This is a genomic window from Taurinivorans muris, from assembly GCF_025232395.1.
In the GTDB taxonomy this organism is placed as follows: Bacteria; Desulfobacterota; Desulfovibrionia; order Desulfovibrionales; family Desulfovibrionaceae; genus Taurinivorans; species Taurinivorans muris.
In genome coordinates this window covers 468,021-488,142 of sequence record NZ_CP065938.1, presented here as the reverse complement: position 1 = coordinate 488,142, position 20,122 = coordinate 468,021, and the positions used below count along the sequence as shown (strand labels likewise).

The 20,122-nt window shown below is 41.6% G+C and carries 21 protein-coding genes and 1 tRNA gene; 9 read left to right on the top strand and 13 right to left on the bottom strand.

The genetic code is table 11. The features are described 5' to 3' along the window. Positions 1 to 6: 6 nt before the first annotated feature. From JBF11_RS02180 to JBF11_RS02165, 4 genes are read right to left on the bottom strand one after another with little or no spacing between them, the layout of a single operon-like run. Positions 7 to 168 (bottom strand): hypothetical protein, encoded by a 162-nt coding sequence (locus JBF11_RS02180; RefSeq protein ID WP_334315746.1) that lies wholly within the window; start codon positions 166 to 168, stop codon positions 7 to 9. 54 nt (positions 169 to 222) lie between these two features. Next, a complete protein-coding gene (locus tag JBF11_RS02175) occupies positions 223 to 459 on the bottom strand; it encodes a 4Fe-4S dicluster domain-containing protein (RefSeq protein ID WP_334315745.1) in 237 nt (78 codons plus the stop codon). A gap of 3 nt (positions 460 to 462) precedes the next feature. After that, entirely contained in the window at positions 463 to 2,124 is a 1,662-nt protein-coding gene (locus JBF11_RS02170; protein WP_334315744.1) for an FAD-binding protein, read from the bottom strand. Between the two features lie 14 nt (positions 2,125 to 2,138). Continuing rightward, complete coding sequence (locus JBF11_RS02165; RefSeq protein ID WP_334315743.1) at positions 2,139 to 3,521, bottom strand: SLC13 family permease; 1,383 nt, start codon at positions 3,519 to 3,521, stop codon at positions 2,139 to 2,141. A gap of 322 nt (positions 3,522 to 3,843) precedes the next feature. Here JBF11_RS02165 and JBF11_RS02160 point away from each other — a divergent pair, with 322 nt between their 5' ends. Continuing rightward, positions 3,844 to 5,118, top strand: a complete 1,275-nt coding sequence (locus JBF11_RS02160) for an ATP-binding protein (RefSeq protein WP_334315742.1) — start codon at positions 3,844 to 3,846, stop codon at positions 5,116 to 5,118. A gap of 77 nt (positions 5,119 to 5,195) precedes the next feature. Beyond that, positions 5,196 to 6,044 carry a hypothetical protein gene (locus JBF11_RS02155; protein WP_334315741.1) on the top strand — a complete coding sequence of 283 codons (849 nt, stop codon included), beginning with the start codon at positions 5,196 to 5,198 and terminating at the stop codon, positions 6,042 to 6,044. A gap of 696 nt (positions 6,045 to 6,740) precedes the next feature. Here the strand turns inward: JBF11_RS02155 and JBF11_RS02150 are convergent. Then, a tRNA-Ala gene (locus JBF11_RS02150) sits at positions 6,741 to 6,816 on the bottom strand. Positions 6,817 to 6,828: 12 nt separating this feature from the next. Between JBF11_RS02150 and JBF11_RS02145 the strand changes: the two genes are divergently transcribed. Next, positions 6,829 to 7,053: a hypothetical protein gene (locus JBF11_RS02145; RefSeq protein ID WP_334315740.1), complete on the top strand. Its 225-nt coding sequence runs from the start codon at positions 6,829 to 6,831 to the stop codon at positions 7,051 to 7,053. Between the two features lie 76 nt (positions 7,054 to 7,129). Here the strand turns inward: JBF11_RS02145 and cydB are convergent, their stop codons facing one another. The 6 genes from cydB to serS form a co-directional block, all read right to left on the bottom strand. Further along, positions 7,130 to 8,170, bottom strand: a complete 1,041-nt coding sequence (gene cydB, locus JBF11_RS02140; RefSeq protein ID WP_334315739.1) for a cytochrome d ubiquinol oxidase subunit II — start codon at positions 8,168 to 8,170, stop codon at positions 7,130 to 7,132. Then, positions 8,170 to 9,513: a cytochrome ubiquinol oxidase subunit I gene (locus tag JBF11_RS02135; RefSeq protein WP_334315738.1), complete on the bottom strand. Its 1,344-nt coding sequence runs from the start codon at positions 9,511 to 9,513 to the stop codon at positions 8,170 to 8,172. Before JBF11_RS02135 ends, cydB begins: the two co-directional genes overlap by 1 nt. Before the next feature lie 66 nt (positions 9,514 to 9,579). Next, the gene (locus JBF11_RS02130) at positions 9,580 to 10,788 is read right to left on the bottom strand and encodes an FprA family A-type flavoprotein (protein ID WP_334315737.1); all 1,209 of its coding nucleotides are present in this window, start codon (positions 10,786 to 10,788) and stop codon (positions 9,580 to 9,582) included. Between the two features lie 67 nt (positions 10,789 to 10,855). Beyond that, the gene (gene rd, locus JBF11_RS02125; protein ID WP_334315736.1) at positions 10,856 to 11,014 is read right to left on the bottom strand and encodes a rubredoxin; all 159 of its coding nucleotides are present in this window, start codon (positions 11,012 to 11,014) and stop codon (positions 10,856 to 10,858) included. Positions 11,015 to 11,035: 21 nt separating this feature from the next. Beyond that, on the bottom strand, positions 11,036 to 11,413 hold the full coding sequence (locus JBF11_RS02120; RefSeq protein ID WP_334315735.1) for a desulfoferrodoxin: 378 nt from the start codon (positions 11,411 to 11,413) through the stop codon (positions 11,036 to 11,038). 93 nt (positions 11,414 to 11,506) lie between these two features. Further along, the gene (gene serS, locus JBF11_RS02115) at positions 11,507 to 12,775 is read right to left on the bottom strand and encodes a serine--tRNA ligase (RefSeq protein WP_334315734.1); all 1,269 of its coding nucleotides are present in this window, start codon (positions 12,773 to 12,775) and stop codon (positions 11,507 to 11,509) included. A gap of 139 nt (positions 12,776 to 12,914) precedes the next feature. Between serS and hisH the strand changes: the two genes are divergently transcribed. From hisH to JBF11_RS02085, 6 genes are all read left to right on the top strand, one after another. After that, entirely contained in the window at positions 12,915 to 13,571 is a 657-nt protein-coding gene (gene hisH / locus JBF11_RS02110) for an imidazole glycerol phosphate synthase subunit HisH (RefSeq protein WP_334315733.1), read from the top strand. A 9-nt stretch (positions 13,572 to 13,580) separates the two neighbouring features. Further along, positions 13,581 to 14,363 (top strand): imidazole glycerol phosphate synthase subunit HisF, encoded by a 783-nt coding sequence (gene hisF, locus JBF11_RS02105; RefSeq protein ID WP_334315732.1) that lies wholly within the window; start codon positions 13,581 to 13,583, stop codon positions 14,361 to 14,363. 24 nt (positions 14,364 to 14,387) lie between these two features. Then, positions 14,388 to 14,837 (top strand): outer membrane lipoprotein, encoded by a 450-nt coding sequence (locus tag JBF11_RS02100; protein WP_334315731.1) that lies wholly within the window; start codon positions 14,388 to 14,390, stop codon positions 14,835 to 14,837. A 65-nt stretch (positions 14,838 to 14,902) separates the two neighbouring features. Further along, positions 14,903 to 15,781 carry an EamA family transporter RarD gene (gene rarD / locus JBF11_RS02095; RefSeq protein WP_334315730.1) on the top strand — a complete coding sequence of 293 codons (879 nt, stop codon included), beginning with the start codon at positions 14,903 to 14,905 and terminating at the stop codon, positions 15,779 to 15,781. A gap of 3 nt (positions 15,782 to 15,784) precedes the next feature. After that, complete coding sequence (gene ispG / locus JBF11_RS02090) at positions 15,785 to 16,876, top strand: flavodoxin-dependent (E)-4-hydroxy-3-methylbut-2-enyl-diphosphate synthase (protein ID WP_334315729.1); 1,092 nt, start codon at positions 15,785 to 15,787, stop codon at positions 16,874 to 16,876. Positions 16,877 to 16,886: 10 nt separating this feature from the next. Then, entirely contained in the window at positions 16,887 to 18,620 is a 1,734-nt protein-coding gene (locus JBF11_RS02085) for a proline--tRNA ligase (RefSeq protein ID WP_334315728.1), read from the top strand. 61 nt (positions 18,621 to 18,681) lie between these two features. Here the strand turns inward: JBF11_RS02085 and JBF11_RS02080 are convergent, their stop codons facing one another. Both JBF11_RS02080 and JBF11_RS02075 read right to left on the bottom strand, forming a co-directional pair. Then, positions 18,682 to 18,870 (bottom strand): aldo/keto reductase, encoded by a 189-nt coding sequence (locus JBF11_RS02080; RefSeq protein ID WP_334316303.1) that lies wholly within the window; start codon positions 18,868 to 18,870, stop codon positions 18,682 to 18,684. A gap of 303 nt (positions 18,871 to 19,173) precedes the next feature. Next, positions 19,174 to 20,118 carry an ABC transporter ATP-binding protein gene (locus JBF11_RS02075; RefSeq protein ID WP_334315727.1) on the bottom strand — a complete coding sequence of 315 codons (945 nt, stop codon included), beginning with the start codon at positions 20,116 to 20,118 and terminating at the stop codon, positions 19,174 to 19,176. Between the last annotated feature and the right edge of the window lie 4 nt (positions 20,119 to 20,122).

Genomic DNA, 20,122 nt, shown 5'->3' with positions numbered 1-20,122 from the left:
ATTTTTTTAAAGCAGCAGATAAAATATGCCTGCAAAAAAAACTCTAGCCAAAGCAATATGAGCAGGAGCAAAGGAAGCAAGGGCGAGTTTCATAGCAACCATACCTCCGCCTCCGACAGCATAACTCAAGAACAGTATCGACAGTACAAAATAACGCGGAACAGCCATAAAAATCCCGAAAAAACATAAAAAGTCCCCAAAAGGACTTTTTATGTCAAAGTACTATGAGCTTTTTTCTATATGAAGTTTTTTTATGGGAACGACCATAGTCAAAGGAATTCTGAAATCTATGGCGTTTGCCGGACAGTGCAAGGCACAGGCTTCGGCATGCCAACATTCTTCAGGATACGTGACAATGGGAATTTCCCCCTTTTTGGAACCATAAAACACATCCATAGGGCAAACATCCACACAACTGCCGCATTTCAAACATAAATCAGAATTAATTACCGGAGGCATACTCTATCTCCATGTCATGCAAATTTCATTGTTTAGGGTTTTGCGTATATATTGTTTTTTACCGTTAAGTCTGAGATCAGGCAAAACATAATCCGCCCGCCTGTGATAGCCGCGGCTTTCCTTTCTTTCATCTGCCATAAGAAAAACAAGTTCAGCAAGATCATACAGATTAAGCATGCCAAGACATAACACCAACTCATGCGGATTTTCCGCCTTTAACGTTTCTCTGGCTTTCTGGCGCACACGGCGCAAATGGGAAAGACCGTGTTCCAAGCTTGCGGCACTGCGCACCGGACCGCAATAATCCCATGTAATATTTTGAAGAGCCTGCAAAGCTTCTTTCCAGTCCGCGCCCTTATCCCTGCCAAGCATTGCGGAAAAGTTTTCGGAAATTTCGGCAATCCTTTCTTCAAAACAGGAAACATCACAACGTTCCTTACCTTTTATAAATTTATCGGCGCTTTCCGCCGCCCACCAGCCTGTCACGCAAGCTCCGGCAATGCCTCCGTATCCTTCGTCGCCTGCCGCGTAAAGACCGGGCACATTGGTTTCGGAATCGGCATTAAAAGCAATGCCGCTGGACGGAGGCATTAACAGCGGATAGGTCGCAAATTCCACCGCTGTATCCATAAGATCAACATTTTCCTGTTCAAAATGACGCAAAAGCGTATAATTGCCCTCCTGCCGAAGCCAATGATGCATGGTGTCCATCTGTTCCTCGGACAGTCCATACATATCCATAAAAATCGGTCCGCGTTCGCTTTGATTGGCTTCTTTTATCAGTTCTTTACGGACTTCCATCGTAATATCGCCGTAAAGCGGTTCCGGTTTTTCCAAAAAAGGTCCAAGGGGACGTCCTGTCACATCGCGCAGAACCCCCTCCCATGTTGCCTGACCGTTGCGGGAAAAATACTTTATACCTGAATGCAGGGAAGGCAGCTCCAAATTGCAAAGCTCGGCACCCGCTTTAAAAGCCATCATACGTCCGTCGGCAGTCAGATTGAGCATATCGGGCGTTGCTCCCACATGGGACTGCCTGCCGAACGGCCAAAGATTATTCACAAGACCGGTGGATAGAAGCACGGCTTTCGCACGGTAAACATGCAAGACTTTTTCTCTGGTATCGACCGCAACAGCACCTTTGACCGCTCCGTTCTCATCATGCAGCAACTCATAAGCCATGCGCCTGTTATGGATTTGTATATGACGCTTTTGGGCTTCTTTGGTGAGAACAAGCTTTTGGTCCCTGCCGGAATATTTCAGAAAAGCCCTGGTTCTGCCGGGAAGAGAATGACCCGCAAAATAATATTCCCCATTGTATTTCATGGGTATTCCCCATGATTCCCAAAGTTTTGCGATTTCATTGGTCTTGAAAAAGAATTTTCTTGCCCAGTCCGCCCCCATCTGCCGGAGCCTGTCGCCGTTTTGCAGACGCAGGACATCGTCGATAAACGTTTCATAATCCCCGTGCACTTCCGGAATATAGCAGATAAAATGATCGTTTCCCAAACCTCCTGAACCTGAACGCCTGACATTAGCCTTTTCGACAACAGTACACTGCATTCCCAAATCCGCTGCGCGGATAGCTGCCATAAGTCCGGCAATCCCCCCGCCTATGCAGAGAAAATCCGTTTCGTAATGATTGACGGAAAAATCTGTACTCATGATTAACTCCTTTACTAAATAAGACCAATACATTTCCACCAAGAAATGGCGACAAAAGCCAACAACAGACCGCACAGCACCATGCGGACAAGCAGTGCAGGTACAACATGGCGAAGCGTTATTCTTTCCGTTACAAAAATATAAAGAAAGTATACGGTTTCATAAGGAAAAACATATTGATCCAATCCATAGTTGAATGCGTAAAATATGGGAAGAGGGTTCAGATTCATGGCTTTGCCCAATTCTCCGATGGACGGAGTAATCGCGCCCAAACCGGCAAGAGGTGTAAGGGCAAAATTGATGATGACGCCAACCACATAAGACATCAACACTGAAACATTTTCACTCCAGCCTGAAAGCAGAGGCACAAGATGACCGATAATCCACGCATTGGCTCCGACGGCACCGCCCACAAAACCGATAGACATACATCCCGTAACAAAAATAAGGAACATTATGCCAAGACCGCTTATTTCCTTAGGGTCCAAAATATCGATTCCGGGCATATAGCAGAACATGGCAAGAACGCAGAGGAAATATACGGGGTCTATGCCTGTCCAAGGCTGAAAAACAAACCCGGCGATAAGCAAAACGCACATTACGGAAAGTTTGTATTCATCTGCCTTCATAGGTCCGAGTTCCTCATAGGAACGTTTCAAAAACAGTTTCAGGTCTTCCCCGGAAAGAACTTCTTTGCCTTTCACAAGATAAATCAGAAGCATGGAAGATATAGTATAAAGCACGGAAAACGGTGTGCATTGCAAAGCATACGTCCAAAAATCCATATGAATGTCCGTTCCTTTAAAAAGCACATCAAAAGCCCAAAGATTAGATTCACTGGAATGTATCACCAAAAACTGCGGACCGCTTCCTGCAATGAATGCCATAAAAATCAATGCGGAAGACATGCGGGATTTCCCGTCTATTTTCAGGGCATCGATAATTCCCACCGCAATGGTACAGAGTATCACCATTCTTGCCAATATGGACGAAAGAAAGGTAGCCAGCAAAAGCCCTCCCAAAATAAAGCCAAAAGCCAACCCGTTAAAACTTCCGCCCGAAAGCCGTATACACCAAAGAGCAACCCGTTTCGCCAGATTGGTTTTTTCCATTGCAATTCCAAGAATAATTGCCGCAAAAGAAAGCCAGGGCAAAACTGTTGTCCAGGGCTTGAAAACAACTTCAGGTCCCGCCAATCCCGCAAGCATATAGGCAAAGGTCAAAAGAGCGGCCACGCCGATTGCCGGAAAAACATTGAGCATCCAGGCAGTCACAGCCATACCGGTCAGTGAAAAATAAAGCGGGAGTTTATGATTTTCTTCTCCCAAAAAAAACAAATAAATAAGACAGGGAATAAGAAGCGTTGCCCCTCTTCGCAGCACCAGTGATACGCTCATAGTGTTTCTTCCTCATTATCATTGGTTGACAGTTTACGAAACAATTTTATATCTTTTTTTCACATTATTCTTTTTCATACTATCGCATTTGCGACATTTCGGAACATTTAATCTAAAAAAATATATCGTTTCTTTTTGACTTACATAAAATAAATGCACATATTAAATTTCCAGCAATAATATTTAAAATTTTTTGTCAAACAGTACAATAAAAAACTGCCAATTACTATAATAAAAATTAGCCAAACAGCATAATAAAAACTTGCCAAACATCTAATTAGTAAGTATGATAAATAAAAATAATCATTAGATAGGCAGTGTTATGCATAAATATAAGACAAGAATTGCAGATATAATTTTACAAAAACGATTACAGAGCAAAGGTGCAGTGCTGATTGAGGGGGCTAAGTGGTGTGGAAAAACAACCACTGCAAGTCAGTTTGCAAACAGTATTCTTTACATGCAAGACCCTGCAACGAAAAATCAAAATCTCAAAATGGCGGATATTGCCCCTGGTAAACTCTTGCAGGGTGAAACGCCACGCCTTATTGATGAGTGGCAGCTTGCCCCTAAACTATGGGACGCTGTGCGTTTTGAAGTTGACCAGCGTGACGAGTTCAACCAATTTATTTTGACCGGCTCTGCTGTTCCTGCTGATTTGGCGGACATATCCCACACAGGTATCGGCAGAATTGCACGAATGACCATGCGTCCCATGAGTTTATTTGAGTCTGGCGAAAGTGCAGGAAGTGTATCAATAAAAGAACTTTTTGCAGGCAACGCACAAATTGACGGAACAAACAAGCTTACGATTGAAGATATTGCATATCTTATCTGCCGCGGCGGCTGGCCTAAGGCTCTTGACTGCAATCAGGAAATAGCCTTACAGCAAGCCATTGATTATTATGACGCAGTTGTGAATATGGATATTTCAAGGGTTGATAATGTTGAAAGAAATCCAGAACGGACAAAGAAAATCTTACAGTCTTATGCCCGTTTTATTGGTTCACAAACAAAGATTCCCACTATCAAAGAAGATGTCCGCACAAGTGAAGCAGACACCATTTCTGACGCCACAGTAAGCTCTTATATTGACGCTCTCAAAAAAATATTTGTCGTGGAAGATTGTCCTGCGTGGAACCCGAATTTACGCTCAAAAACAGCAATCAGGACGTCCAATACCCGTTATTTCACAGATCCTTCCATTGCAGCGGCAGCCATGGGTATTGGTCCTCAAGACCTTATCAATGATTTGAATACAATGGGGCTTTTTTTTGAAAACCTGTGCTTGCGTGATTTACGCATTTATGCAGAAGTCCTGGACGGAAATGTTTACCATTACCGTGACAAGTCAGGCTTGGAATGTGACGCTGTTATTCATTTACGCAATGGTTCATACGGACTGATAGAAATAAAACTCGGCGGTGATACTCTGATTAACGAGGGCGTTGCAACTCTCAACAAACTTGCTAAAGATATTGACACAACAAGAATGAAACAACCAAGCTTTAAAATGATACTCACAGGACTAGGCAATTACGCCTATAAACGAGAAGATGATATTTTCATTGTTCCTGTTTCTTGCTTGAAGATGTAATATTTTTATGATGTTATCAATTTACATTTTATATTTTTAATAATAAGATATATAAAAAAATGATAAAAAGGCATATTATGAAAAATAATAAATTAACTTATAGATATTATGAATTTGATAACCCACTACTTTCAATTAATAATACAATATTTGAACAAATTAAATATAAAATTGATACAATCAACAATATAAAAGATAATGCAATATATTTTAAAAATAATTCTGCTATTGATATTAATATTACAAATGACTACTCACAAATTGATTTACTTTCTAATTATGATTTAGATGATAATTGTATTTCAGGAATAATAACAACTTTTAACGTTATTAATACTATTGATTCTTTAGATGATAGTAAATTTTTACAAAAACAATTAGAATTAAAAAACATAGTACAAGAGGAAAATAATAACTCTATATCTTATTTTTCTCATTACTATTTTTGTGTCTACAAAGATCTTATAATGGTGACTCTTCAAAGAAATCAACTTAATAGATTTATAGATTTTATTAAAATTTTTTTAAATTTTCCTTTTTTTACTATAGTTCCATTACAAAGAAATATTAAAAAATTACCACTTTCTAGAATAAAAAAAATTGAAATTTCTTCATCGGAACTTATTAATACTTCTATAACTGAGCCATTAAAAAGAGCTTTTTCTCCATCTTTAACAAATGGTATAATTAATAAATTAAACTCAAAAATTGTTTTTAACATACCTAAAAATCAAAAAGAAAATGAAAATTATCTTTATAAATTTATTGATCAATTTGAATATATAAGATTATATACAAATTATGGAAAAATTATAAATAATAATAAAAACTTTTTTTTAGAAACAATTAGTGAATATGACGACACTATTGAAAATGAAAAAGATATTTTTAAAGATTTAAAAAAATTTATACAAGAAATTAAATGATAAAGTTTCTCATTACCCCACTTATTCTACTTACTATTATTGTTCCTAGTTGTTACTTTCAATTACAACTTGATAGATTTTTTAATAATAATATTGTAATTTTTACATATACAATATCTTCAATCATTTTTTCAATAGTATTTAGTAATATCTCAACATATAATTATGAAATAATTAAAAACTATAAATTAATGAACACACTTTATAATAATATAAAAAAAGAAAAAAATAATCTTTTAATTTCTTTTATAATAAATTCTTTTTTAGTTCTATTCTTTTACTTTACACTTTCTGTTGAAATAATCAATAAAATATTAATTCAGTTTATTCCTTTAATTTCAATCAGTTACTCCATATTTTATATAATAAGTTTGTCTTCTATTTTTACAAGTAAAAAAGAAATTATTGACCAAATTCATGAAGAAGAACAAATTATTAAATCTTCTCACATAAAGTAAAAATTTCTTTTAATTTTTGTGTTATGCCGTGTTGTTCCCTAAGTGATGGAAGAGGAAATAAAAACTCTGTAATATAATTTTCTTTCATATTATTTATCATTGTTCCTTGTACTATTTCTCTAATATAACGACGATAATAATTACTTTCAAAAAATAATCTTATAAAATCTGATATAGTTATTGTCACTTCAGCACAAAAAAAGACGTAAGAACTTAGTTCATATACGCCTTTGAAATCTGGTGGAGCTGAGGAGAATTGAACTCCTGGCCTCTTGAATGCCATTCAAGCGCTCTCCCAACTGAGCTACAACCCCGATGAAAAGAATTTGCCTAAAAAAATCTTTTTAGTCAAGCAAATTTTTACTAATATATGTTTTTTTATGAATGGAAAAGTTTTTCACGTTCAATCGCTAGCTGGAAGCACCGATGAAAACAGTGATACCGTATCAGGGGCATGGCTTGAAATGATGATATTAGGGAACATCCCGAGAACCGCAAAAAGCGTCAATGCAGCAATGAACAAAGCCTGCAACACCAAGCTGAAACCGTAACCATAAAATAAGCCCCGCATGGGGGCTTATCTAACAAATCGAAATCATATTTCCATGTTCAAAGTTCAAAACAGAACTAATAAGCATGGTCGGACGCCAATTCTTTTGCCGTAACCTTATGGGAAAAAACCCAATACACCCATGCTTGGTAACAAATGACCAAAGGCACGCCAAGAAGCACCACGATAAACATGATCGTAAGCGTCAAATGACTGGAAGCGCCGTTGAAAACAGTAATACTGTATGCAGGGTCAAGGCTTGAAATGATGATATTAGGGAACATTCCGAGAACCGCAAAAAGCGTCAATGCAACAATAAACAAGGCGCTGCAACACCAAGCTGAAACAGGGCTTTTTCCATTAACCATGAAGAAACGGACGCCAAGCAAAGCAAGCACGGCAAGAACAAGGAAACTATAAATAAAAGGACTTTTGGAAATATTGTCCAAAATGAACGTATAATGCGCTGTCAATGCCAAGAAAGCGATAACAAGGGAAAGCACGAGATACCACAAGATATGGGCGGCTTTCCTTGCTCTTTCCGCAAGTTCCCCTTCCGCTTTGAAGCGGAGCCACAAAGCACCGTGCATGCAGAAAATGCAGACAAAAAATACTCCGCCTGCCAAGCCGTAAGGGTTGAGCAGCATCAGGAGATTTCCATGATAAACGCCGTCCGCGTCAATAGGAATACCCATAAAAAGGTTCGCAAACGCAACGCCGAGCAGCAAAGCGGGCACGAACGAACCTAAAAAAAGCACGATGTCGCAGAGCTTACGCCAATTCGGCGTATCGATTTTGCTTCTGAATTCAAATGCGACAGCACGGAAAATAAGAGCGAACAGCAATAAAAGCAAAGGTGCGTATAAGGCGCTGAACATCACGGAATAAGCAAGAGGAAACGCGGCAAAGGTTACGCCGCCTGCTGTGATAAGCCATACTTCATTGCCGTCCCAAAAAGGACCTGATGAATTGTACACGGTGCGTTTTTCATCATCATTTTTAGCGATAAAAGGCATGAGCGTCGCAGCCCCAAGGTCGAAACCGTCAAGCATGAAATAAACAGCCCACAAAAGAGCCCATAAAAAGAACCAAACACCAAGCAAGAATTCCAAACTCATCATGCAACTCCTTCGCTCTCTTCGGTAATTTCCGCCTGATCAGCAGGTTGCGGACCTTTACGAGCATATTTAATAAGAAGATAAATATCCAAAATACCAAGAGCAGTATAAACAACAATGAAACTCAACAAGGAAATCGCCACGCTAGAGGCAGGAACAGGTGAAACGGCATCGGATGTACGCATAAGCCCGTAAACGATCCAAGGCTGCCGTCCGAGTTCCGCTATGAGCCACCCTGCCATAATCGTGATATACGGTAAAGGAATGCCATACATCAAGGCTTTGCAAAGCAAAGGATTGCTTGCCAAATCTTCCCTTTTTTTCCAAGCGAAAAACGCCAGAAGAATGAAAAGACCGCCCATGGCGACCATGAACCTGAAAGATAAAAATGTTGCTAAAACCGGCGGATGGTCTTCTTCAGGAAAAGCGTTCAAGCCCTTCACTTCCGCATTGAAATCATTGAAAGCCAAGAAACTGAGCAAGCCCGGAATTTTTATCGCTTCAACGGCGTTTTTGTCATTTTCTTCATCAGGCCATACGAGCGCGAACATAGGAGCATTCGTTGCCGTTTCCCAATGGGATTCCATTGCCGCAAGCTTGGCAGGCTGATAAACCGCAACATTATTGCCTTGGTGATGACCAAAAAGAGCGACAAGCAAAGCAAGGACAAGGGTAAAAGGAGCTGCGAATTTTACGGAAGCCTTAAATAAATCAACTTCGTTTTTACGCAATAAATGCCATGCGGAAATACCGAGGACAAAGAAACCCGCCAACATCCAAGAGCTGGAAATCGTATGGAAATATTGCCCCCAAGCATAAGGGTTGGAAAGCACGGCTCCGAAATCCTCAAGTTCTGCCCTGCCGTTACGCATCACATAACCGACGGGATTATGCATGAAACCGTTTGCCAAAATAATCCACAATGCAGAAATATTGCTTGCAAAAGCAACAAGCCAAATAGCGGCGCAGTGCACTTTTTGGCTCACTTTTTCCCAGCCGAAAATCCATACGGCAACAAAAGTCGATTCCAAAAAGAAAGCGACAGTCGCTTCAATGGCGAGCAAGGAGCCAAAAATATCCCCGACAAAAGTACTGTATTTCGACCAGTTGGTACCAAACTGGAACTCTAACGTTATACCCGTCACAATACCGAGCACAAAATTAATGATAAAGAGTTTTCCCCAAAACTTCACCATTCTTTTGTACATTTCATCGCCTGTTTTCACATACGCTGTTTCCATGATGGCAAGCAAAACCGTTATGCCGAGAGTAAGGGGAACAAAAATAAAATGGAAAAACACAGCAACAGCGAATTGCAGCCTTGAAAGGAGAACTACATCCATAATGCCTCCGTAAAATAATATAAAAATCCCATATTCCTATCTTTACGATAAGAATACGGGATAATCTTATGCGTTCACTTTTTCTTTAAGAGCCAAACCAACTTTTTGTCCCAATTCAAAACAAGCTTTCAATTCAGCTTCGTTTGGTCCGAAATAAGCTTTTACCGGTTCCGCGACAACTTCAACCCCCATGGCGACAAGTTCATCATTAATCATTTTGGGAGATTCACCTGACCAGCCATAAGAGCCGAAAGCAGCCCCGACAAGGTTTTTAGGTTTCAGGCCTTTGACATTCGCAATTACGCCGAGCATATTCACGAGCGGCATGTTATTTCTTGTGGAAGAGCCTAAAATAAGGGCGGAAGAATCGGCAAGCTCGTTCATAACCATTGAACAATGATTTTCCTGCGCGTCAATAATAGTGAACGGAACGCCCACGCTTTGCAGACCGTCACCGACAGCATAAGCCATTTTCTTGGTTGCACCCCACAAAGATTCAAAAGCGATGACAGCACGAAGTTTATACGGCTGCGTCGCCATTTCGACATAGGTGTCAAAAAGAAATTTAATATCGTCCTGCGTTCTGAAAATAAGCCCGTGATCCGGTGCGATAATATCGAACTGCAAGCCTAATTTGCCGATTCTTTCCACTGTTTTCAAAACCAATGGTGAATAAGGCAAAATAATATTGTAATAATAATCTTTCATCGCATGTGACAAAAGAGTACGGTCATATTCATCAACAAAGCGGCTGCTTGTCGCAACGTTTTGTCCGAACGCATCGTTTGAAAACAAGACCTTATCTTCCTCCAAATAAGAAACCATGCTGTCCGGCCAGTGCAGCATACGGGTTTCAAGGAAGGTAATGTTCCGTTTGCCGATATTCAGACGTTCACCGTCTTTTACGACCTGAATAGGCCAGCCTTCCGTATTGAATTGCGCTTTCATGGATTTTTCACCCATTGCGGAACAGAAAATCTTTTCAGGCCTGCAAACTTCAACAATGCGTTCAATACTGCCTGCGTGGTCTTTTTCCATATGGTTGCATACGATATAATCAATTTCTGTCGGGTCCATGATTTCAGAAATACGTTTCAAAAGTTCATCGCAATATTCTTCATCAACAGTGTCAAAAAGAACGTTTTTTTGATCTTTCACAATATAGGCATTATAGGTCGAACCTTGCGGGGAACGGCTGTAACGGTGAAAATTACGCAAATTATAATCAACTGCGCCGACCCAGTAAATATCATCTTTCAATAAAACAGGTTTCATGCTATCCTCAAAAAAATTGTTTTTTAAAAAATAAGAGATTCAACAAAATTGAATCTCTTATTATTCATTATGCAGGGCTGAATTGGGATTTAGGTGCGCCGCAGATTGGGCAAACCCAACTGTCATCAATGTCTTTGAATGCGGTTCCCGGAGCTATGCCGTTGTCCGGATCGCCAAGAGCCGGGTCATATTCATAACCGCATACGTCACATACATACTTTTCCATATTTTTTCTCCATTTATGATATTACACAGATTTATAAAGACCGTGCAAATTACAATATTCGCGTGCGAAAACGTTTTTTGCTTCAAGACAAAATTCCGCAATAGGTTCGTCGCCTGGTTTCAAGAATTTTTTATAGCTTACGCCGTCGGCGATAAGTTCAATCCATTCAATGTAATGTTCTTCCGTCATGGCATGAAGAGAGGAACCGACAGTCACTTTGTAACCGTTGGCGGTTTTTTCAAGAACGGGAACATGCTTTTCTTTAGCGCCGTCGCTTGTGCCTTCAACCATATGTTTCATTTTTTCACCGCAGCACATGAGAGGGGCTTTGCCGGGATTAACAAACTCTACGATATTGCCACAGTGAACACACTTATAAACGTCATGCAATTGATTCATTTTTTTTCCTCCAATTGATATTAATAAATAATAATCATTATTAGTTAAAAAGTCAAGTTAAGCTTTATATGCTTTCTCATATTCCCGCCTGCTTCAGCGGATTTCCTTTAATCCGCCCATATACGGAACCAATACGTCAGGCACTTTGATAGAACCGTCTTCCTGCTGATAATTTTCCATAATAGCCACAAGTGAGCGGCCGGTAGGAAGTCCGGAACCGTTCAAAGTGTGCACAAATTCAGGTTTGCCGCCGCCCTTCGGTCTGAATTTGATATTGGCTCGGCGGGCTTGAAAATCCGTGCAGTTTGAGCAGGAAGAAATTTCCCTGTACGTGTTTTGAGAAGGCACCCAAACTTCAACATCATAGGTTTTTGCGGAACTAAAGCCCATATCTCCGGTGCAAAGGGTAATGGTTCTATAAGGAAGTTCCAAACGTTCAAGCAGAATTTCCGCAAAACGGCGCATTTTTTCAAGGTCTTCCCATGATTTTTCAGGATGGGAAAAATGCACCATTTCAACTTTCGTGAATTGGTGCTGGCGGATAAGACCGCGGGTGTCCTTGCCGTAAGCCCCGGCTTCCGAACGGAAACAAGAACTTGCGGCGGTATACCAGATAGGAAGCATGTCTTCCTCAAGCACTTCCCCCGCATGCAGATTGGTCAAAGGAACTTCTGCTGTGGGAATAAGAAAATGTTCCCAACCTTGAATTTTGAATAAATCTTCCTCGAATTTCGGAAGCTGCCCTGTTCCTCTCATGCTGTTTCTTGTTACAAGCAAAGGAACATTGACTTCCGTATGCCCGAATTCCAACGTTTGCGTATCCACATAAAAATTCATGATAGCCCTTTCCAAACGTGCCAATTTGCCGATGGAAACGGCGAATCTAGCCCCGGAAAGTTTTGAAGCCCTTTCAAAATCAAGTCCCAAAGGAGCACCCAAGTCCACATGGTCCTTTATCGGAAAATTAAATTTTGCCGGTTCGCCGAAACGATGGACTTCCACATTATCATTTTCATCTTTGCCGTAAGGCACGGAAGAATCCGGAATATTCGGAACACAAAGCATGTATTCTTCCTGTTCCGCTTTAATAGCTTCTGCTTCTGCGTCCAATTCTTTGATTTTATCGGACAATTTGCCAAGTTCCGCCATAAGGGCGCTCGCGTCTTCACCGGCTTTCTTCAGTTTTGCTACTTGTGCGGATTCGCTGTTACGTTTGCTTTTCAGCGTTTCAACTTCCGACAGGGCGGCGCGGCGGCGGGAGTCGAGTTTCAGAAATTCATCAATGGAAATTGTTGAATTTCTGTCAGAAAGCGCTTTTGCAACACGTTCAGGTTCTTTTTGCATAATTTTCAAATCAAGCACAATAGCCTCCTTAAGGGAACAATCCCTTATCAATAATAATCTCTTATCGGTTTTCCGAAAGTTTACCCGTACATTTTATCCTTTACTTAATACATTAGCAAGGATAATCTTTTGCCATACAGATTTTTTTGAGGATACCATGATAGCGATTATTGATTATAAAGCCGGCAACCAAACAAGCGTTTTGCGCGCCCTGGAATTTTTAAACATAGAAGCCCGCATTACCGATGACGACGATACCATTATGAAAGCCCATGGGGTGATTTTTCCGGGAGTCGGAGCTGCCAAACAAGCTATGGACAGGCTTATGCAGAATAAGCAGGACGAACTTCTAAAAACGCTTGCCGCCAATCACAAACCCCTTTTGGGAATATGCTTAGGCTGTCAAATCCTTCTTGAACACAGTGAGGAAAACAATACCGAAACACTGGGCATTATTAAAGGCACCTGCAAAAAATTCAATGAAAATTGGACAGACGGCACGGACGAAAACAATAATCCCGAAAAAATCCGTATTCCGCATATGGGCTGGAACAGTATCAATATAAAAAAAGAAAGTCCTATTTTAAAAAATGTCCGGTCAAACGAGACGGTTTATTATGTCCATAGCTATTATCCCGAACCTGCCGACGCAAATCTTGTTTTGGCAACCTCGACCTATGGCAAGGAATTTGCAGCCGTTTACGGTTTCAACGGCTTATGGGCGATACAATTCCACCCGGAAAAAAGCGGCGGAACAGGCTTGCAAATCCTAAAAAATTTCAGTGAATACTGCATGCAGAATCATACGCTATAAGGTCTTATTATGAAAGCGAATCTTTGTAAAAGAATTATTCCCTGCCTTGATGTTCGTGACGGCAGATTGACAAAAGGCATTAAATTTGAAAACAATATCGATATCGGCGACCCTGTTGAAACGGCAAAAAAATATTATAAACAAGGGGCTGACGAAATAGTTTTTTACGACATCACGGCGTCCCACGAAAAACGAGGCATAATGCTCGAAGTCGTTGAAAATGTCGCAAAAAATATTTTCATTCCTTTTTGTGTCGGCGGCGGCATAAACTCCGTTGAAGACATGCGGGCTGTGCTTTTGGCGGGAGCTGAAAAAATATCCGTAAACTCCGCCGCGGTTAAAAATCCCAAACTCATTGAACAAGGAGCAAACGCCTTCGGCTCTCAAGCCATTGTTGTGGGTATGGATATAAAACAAGTTGAAAAAACTGAAAAAATTCCTTCCGGCTATGAAATCGTCATTCATGGCGGCAGAACCTATTGCGGAATTGACGCAATCGCTTGGGCGAAGCAATGCGAACAATCCGGAGCGGGAGAACTTTGCGTCAATTCCATTGACGCGGACGGCACGAAAAACGGTTACGAAATCAATCTTACGAAAATGATCTGCGAAGCTGTGCAAATTCCTGTCATCGCTTCGGGAGGCGCAGGAAAACCGGAAGATTTATACGAAGCAGTAACAAAGGGCAAAGCTTCGGCAGCTCTTGTCGCATCTATTGTCCACTATGGAATGTATACAATAAAAGACTTGAAATCAGCATTAAAAAGGAATAACATAACAGTCAGAGATTAATTTTCTATTTTACTCGAGGTACCTATGCAAACAAAATTCGCTATATTGACCATGTTTTTGGCAGTATTGCTGTTTTCCGCATGCACTACGGCAAATCAGCGCGGAAGAGTGGGCCAGTCACAGGCTTACCATGTGTATTATGGAAAAATCACCAGTATCCATGAAGTCGATCTTGATAACTCAACGGAACAAACTTTAGGCAGTGTTATCGGCGGCGCGACAGGTGCCGTGCTCGGCAATGCCATCGGCAGCGGTTCCGGACGCACTATCGCGACAGTTATCGGCGGTGCGGCAGGTTTATTGGCAGGCGCTTACACAGGCAAACAAATAAACGGAAAAGCCCTTGAAATCATTATTGAAACAGATCAAGGACAAACCCTTTCCGTTGTTGAAAGTCCAAGTTCCGAACTTGTTGTCGGACAAAAAGTAAAAGTCATGCTCGGCAATAATTTCTCACGGGTTGAACCCATTTAATAAACCTTAATCTTTTTCTTTATAAAAGCGACTTCGGTCGCTTTTATTATCTTTAAACAATACGTATGCTTTCAAAAAAACAAAAAGGACTTTTGGCTTGCATCGCCTCTCAAGGCTTATGGGGATCGGGAATTTTATTCTGGCCCCTACTTGCGTATTTAAATACTCTGAGCATTTTAAGCCTGCGTATTATTTGTTCTTTTGTTTTTGCAATCATCCTTATTTCCTATACAAAACGGTTTCGGCTTGTAAAAAGCCTTTTTACGGAAAAAAAAATCCTCACCAACCTTATCTTGGCTTCCGCATTCATCGCCGGAAACTGGGGTGTGTATACCTATGCGATAAACTCTGGCAAAGCTATTGAAGTCAGTTTGGGATATTATTTGACTCCCCTTATGAGTATCGCTTTAGGAAGAATATTTTTCAATGATATTTTAAATAAAAATCAGCTTATCGCCATTACCATTGTTCTTTGCGGCGTTGCGTACGGCATTCTTTCCTATGGCGACATTCCCTATTATGGTTTCGCCATAGGCTTTACCTTCGCAATTTACGGTTTTCTGCATAAAATCATCAATGCGGACGCAATATCCATCTTATGTGCCGAAACATTGATACTTCTCCCTTTCAGCCTTGCATGGCTTTTTCTTACCGAGCCGGACTACGGGCTCATACACTATCCGCTCAAGCATTATTTGCTGTTGTCCGGGACTGTTTTTTACACGGGCATACCGCTTATGCTTTTCAGTTTCGCCACCGTAACGGTACGGTTCACAACCATCGGTTTCATTTTATACACCGCTCCGAGTATCAATTTCCTGCTGGCTGTTTTCTATACCCATGAACCGATAAAAACATCGGATTACATAACATTCCCGCTTGTCTGGATTGCACTGCTCATTTATACCCTTGACATGCTCTATAAAAACAAAAAGGTGCGCTAGCCTATGTTTGAACCAAGAAAAAAAACTCGCACAGTAAAAATCGGACAATACCTGATCGGCGGCAAAAATCCTATCCGTATTCAGAGTATGACCAATACTTCCACCAAAAACATTAAAGCAACGCTTGAACAAATCGACAAATTAGCGGAAAACGGCTGCGAAATTGTCAGGGTTGCCGTTCCTGATATGGAAACAGGAAAAAAACTTTCCGAGCTCAACAGGCAAAGCCCCGTTCCGCTTGTCGCCGATATTCATTTTGATTACAGGCTGGCGCTTATGGCTCTTGACGCCGGTTTCACCGCTCTCAGGATTAATCCCGGAAATATCCTGAAAAAAAACGAACAAGATATTTTGGACACCAAACCTATCGATGTGCTGGCAAAACAAATCCTTGCCTGCGATGCCTCTGTCCGTGTGGGAGTAAATTCCGGCTCCGTGGAAAAAGATTTATTGGACAAATACGGACATCCGAGCCCAGAAGCGCTTGTTGAAAGCGCTTTGCGCCACACCGCGTATTTGGAAGAACGAGGTGTCACTCAAATCAAGGTTTCCATAAAATCTTCTTCAGTCATTGATACCATAAAAGCCAATATGCTTTTATCGGAAAAAACGGATTATCCCATTCATTTAGGCGTCACGGAAGCGGGCACGCCAATACGCGGCAGCGTAAAATCGGCATTAGGCATAGGCAGCTTGCTTTTGCAGGGAATCGGTGATACGATACGCGTGTCTTTGACTGCCAATCCCGTTGAAGAACTTGCTGTTGCCAAAGAAATTTTGCGTTCATCCGGCGCAAGACAAATCGGAGCGGAACTTATTTCCTGCCCCACATGCGGACGGACTGAGATCGACCTCATAGCCTTAGCCGAAAAAATCGAAGAAAAACTTATCGAATTGCCCGACAATTTGAAAGTTGCGGTTATGGGGTGTGTCGTCAACGGTCCGGGAGAAGCGAAAGAGGCGGATATAGGGCTTGCGGGCGGCAGAGGCAAAGGCGTGATTTTTAAAAAAGGAACCGTTATTCACTCTATACAAGGTGAAGAAAATTTATTACAAACATTCATGGCTGAATTGGACAAGCTAAAAAAAGTATGAAGAGGACAGTATGCGTTGGAGTTCTTCCTATATTCCCACATTGAAAGAAGCTCCTGCCGAAGCGGAGGTTATTAGCCACAAACTTTTGCTGCGCGCGGGAATGATCAGAAAATTAACCTCGGGCATTTACACATGGCTGCCCTTCGGTTTAAGAGCTTTGAACAAGGCGGCGAACATCATCCGTCAGGAAATGAACAATGCCGGCTCTCAAGAAATTTTAATGCCCTCCGTGCAGCCTGCCGATTTATGGCAGGAATCGGGAAGATGGCAAAAATACGGTAAAGAACTGCTGCGTTTTAAAGACAGGCACGAGCGGGATTACTGTTTGGGACCGACCCATGAAGAAGTTATCACCGATTTGCTTCGGGGTGAAGTCCGTTCCTATCGCCAGCTTCCTCTCAATTTATATCAAATTCAAACCAAATTCCGTGATGAAATCCGCCCCCGTTTCGGACTTATGCGCGGACGCGAATTTTTGATGAAAGACGCCTATTCTTTTGACTGCAATGATGAAGGCGCCGATAAAAGTTATAAAAACATGTTTGAAGCCTATAACAAAATTTTTACCAATATGGCTTTAAATTTCCGTCCCGTGGAAGCTGATACCGGAGCTATCGGAGGCAATTTCTCCCATGAATTCATGGTGCTGGCGGAAACAGGCGAAGATACCATCGCAGCTTGCACCAATTGGCCGAACTGCACGTTCGCCGCCAATGTGGAACGCTGCGCCATTCTTCCTCCCAAAACAATCAATTCCGATTCTTGCCCCGATATGGAAGAAGTGGCGACGCCTAACAGCCACACGGTTGAAGAAGTTGCGGAGTTTTTACACGTAAGCACAAAAAATATTCTCAAAACGCTTCTTTTCATGGCTGACGGCAAACCGGTTGCGGCTCTTTTGCGCGGAGACAGAGAACTCAATCTTATCAAACTCAAAAACTTACTCGATGTTGATGAGCTTGAATTCGCAACTCCTGAACAGGTTCAGCAGCTCACAAACGCTCCTGTCGGTTTTGCCGGTCCTCATTCCCTTATCGGCGTGGATACGGTTATTGCGGACTATGAACTGCAAACTGCAAACGATTGGATCGCAGGTGCCAATAAAGGCGATACCCACGTATTGCATTTATCCTTGCAAAGAGATTGCAAAATCACCCGGTATGCCGACATCAGAAACGCCGAAGCCGGCGATGTCTGCCCTCACTGCGGCAAACCGCTTGAGCTGAAAAAAGGCATTGAAGTCGGGCATATATTCAAACTCGGCACAAAATACAGCGAAGCCATGCATGCTGTGTATCTTGACGAAAACGGTAAAGAAAACACCATCATCATGGGCTGTTACGGCATCGGGGTTTCCCGTGTCGTTGCCGCATGCATTGAACAAAACAATGACGAAAACGGCATTATGTTCCCGCCTCCGCTTGCTCCTTATGAAATCATCATCATCAACCTTGACCCTAAAAATCAGGCTGTTAATGCAAAATGTGAAGAACTCTACGTACATATGAAAGAAAAAAACATCGATGTCCTTTATGACGACAGGGAAGAACGCCCCGGCATAAAATTTAAGGATGCGGATCTCGTCGGTATTCCTTTGCAGCTTATCGTCGGAGGAAAAAGCCTTGAAAAAGGCGTTATCGAAACAAAAATCCGTAAAATCGGTGAGAAATCTTCCATCAGTGCTGAGAATTATAAAGCGGATTTTGAAAACTTATATCAAGAAATGCTCAACGCGTGGAAATAACAAACCAAAAATTTCCACCCCCTATAAGCGCATAAGCCCTCACCAGAGGGCTTATGCTGTTTTAATACCAATCATGCTTTTCATTTCTGTCAAGAGCATTCATCCTGTCCATATCATCAGCGCCAAGAGCGAAGCCGAATAAATCGAGATTTTCCTTAATATGATCAGGATTGCCCGTTCCGGGAATGACAACAACTCCCTTTTGCAAATTCCAACGCAAAATAACTTGCGCCGCTGTGACTTGGTCAATAATGCCTCCTGGCTCGCAAAAGCGGGATTAGGATACATTATTACCTTGGATAAGCTTATAAATACGACTGGCAGCAGTGAATTATGCTTTAGACCGCTTTCGCCGAAGCTGGAAGCGAACTTATATATCGTTTGGAAAAAAAATCAAATATTTTCAAAAGCGGCAGAGTTTTTTCTGAAACGGCTTCAATCAGAATTCACTGAAACGCCATAGTGCTATGCTTATTAACCAAATATTATGCCAGCAAACGGGAAAGTATTTCCAAAAGGAAAAAATTATTTTGCCGTCTATGTAAATACATGCTCATAAAAAATGCCCATACCTAACGCAACGCACAAGATGATGCGGGGTATGCGCTTGTAAAACTTGTTTTTTTGCGCAACTCTCGACTTTATACGCACACCTGTCCATAAAAGCGCAATATTCCCTATCGGGGCTCGGTTTCGGAACAGTGCCGGAAATCGCGTTTAACCGTTTGGGATTTCCTGTCAATTTGGGCAAACAGGAAATAAGGGCTTTTGAATACGGATGCAACGCACGGGTAAAAAAATCTTTTGCCGGAGCACATTCCACCAACTCCCCTGCATACATGACCCCCACAATATCGGCAAGTTCACTCACAACGCCCAAATCATGCGTAATAAAAAGCATTGCCATTTTATTTTCAAGCACAAGCTTTTTCAGCAATGATAAAATCTGCCCTTGAATAGTCACGTCAAGCGCCGTTGTCGGCTCATCGGCAATAAGCAGTTTGGGTGAACAGGCAAGCGCCATCGCTATCATTACCCGCTGGCGCATGCCTCCTGAAAGCTTATGGGGATATTCGTCCATTTTTTCAAGCGGAATACCTACTTTTTTAAAAAGCTCCGCACACCGTTCCCGTGCTTCTTGTTTAGACAAGTTCAAATGGTACCGCAGCGATTCCGTAATTTGCGAACTCACTTTGAAAACCGGATTTAAACTTGTCATAGGCTCCTGAAATATCATAGATATTTCTTTTCCGCGCAAAGCATGCAATTCTTTGTCGCTTGCTTTTAAGATATTCGTGCCTGAAAAATCAAATTTATCCGCCGTGCAATGGGCTTGCTCCGGCAATAATTTCAGCAAAGAAAGCGCCGTAAGGCTCTTTCCGCTGCCTGATTCCCCGACCAAGCAAAAAATTTTGCCCTCTTCAAGCGTGAAGCCCACATCCTTAACAACATAATTTTCGGCAAAACGTATGGACAGATTTTCAACGGTATAAAGCATGTTC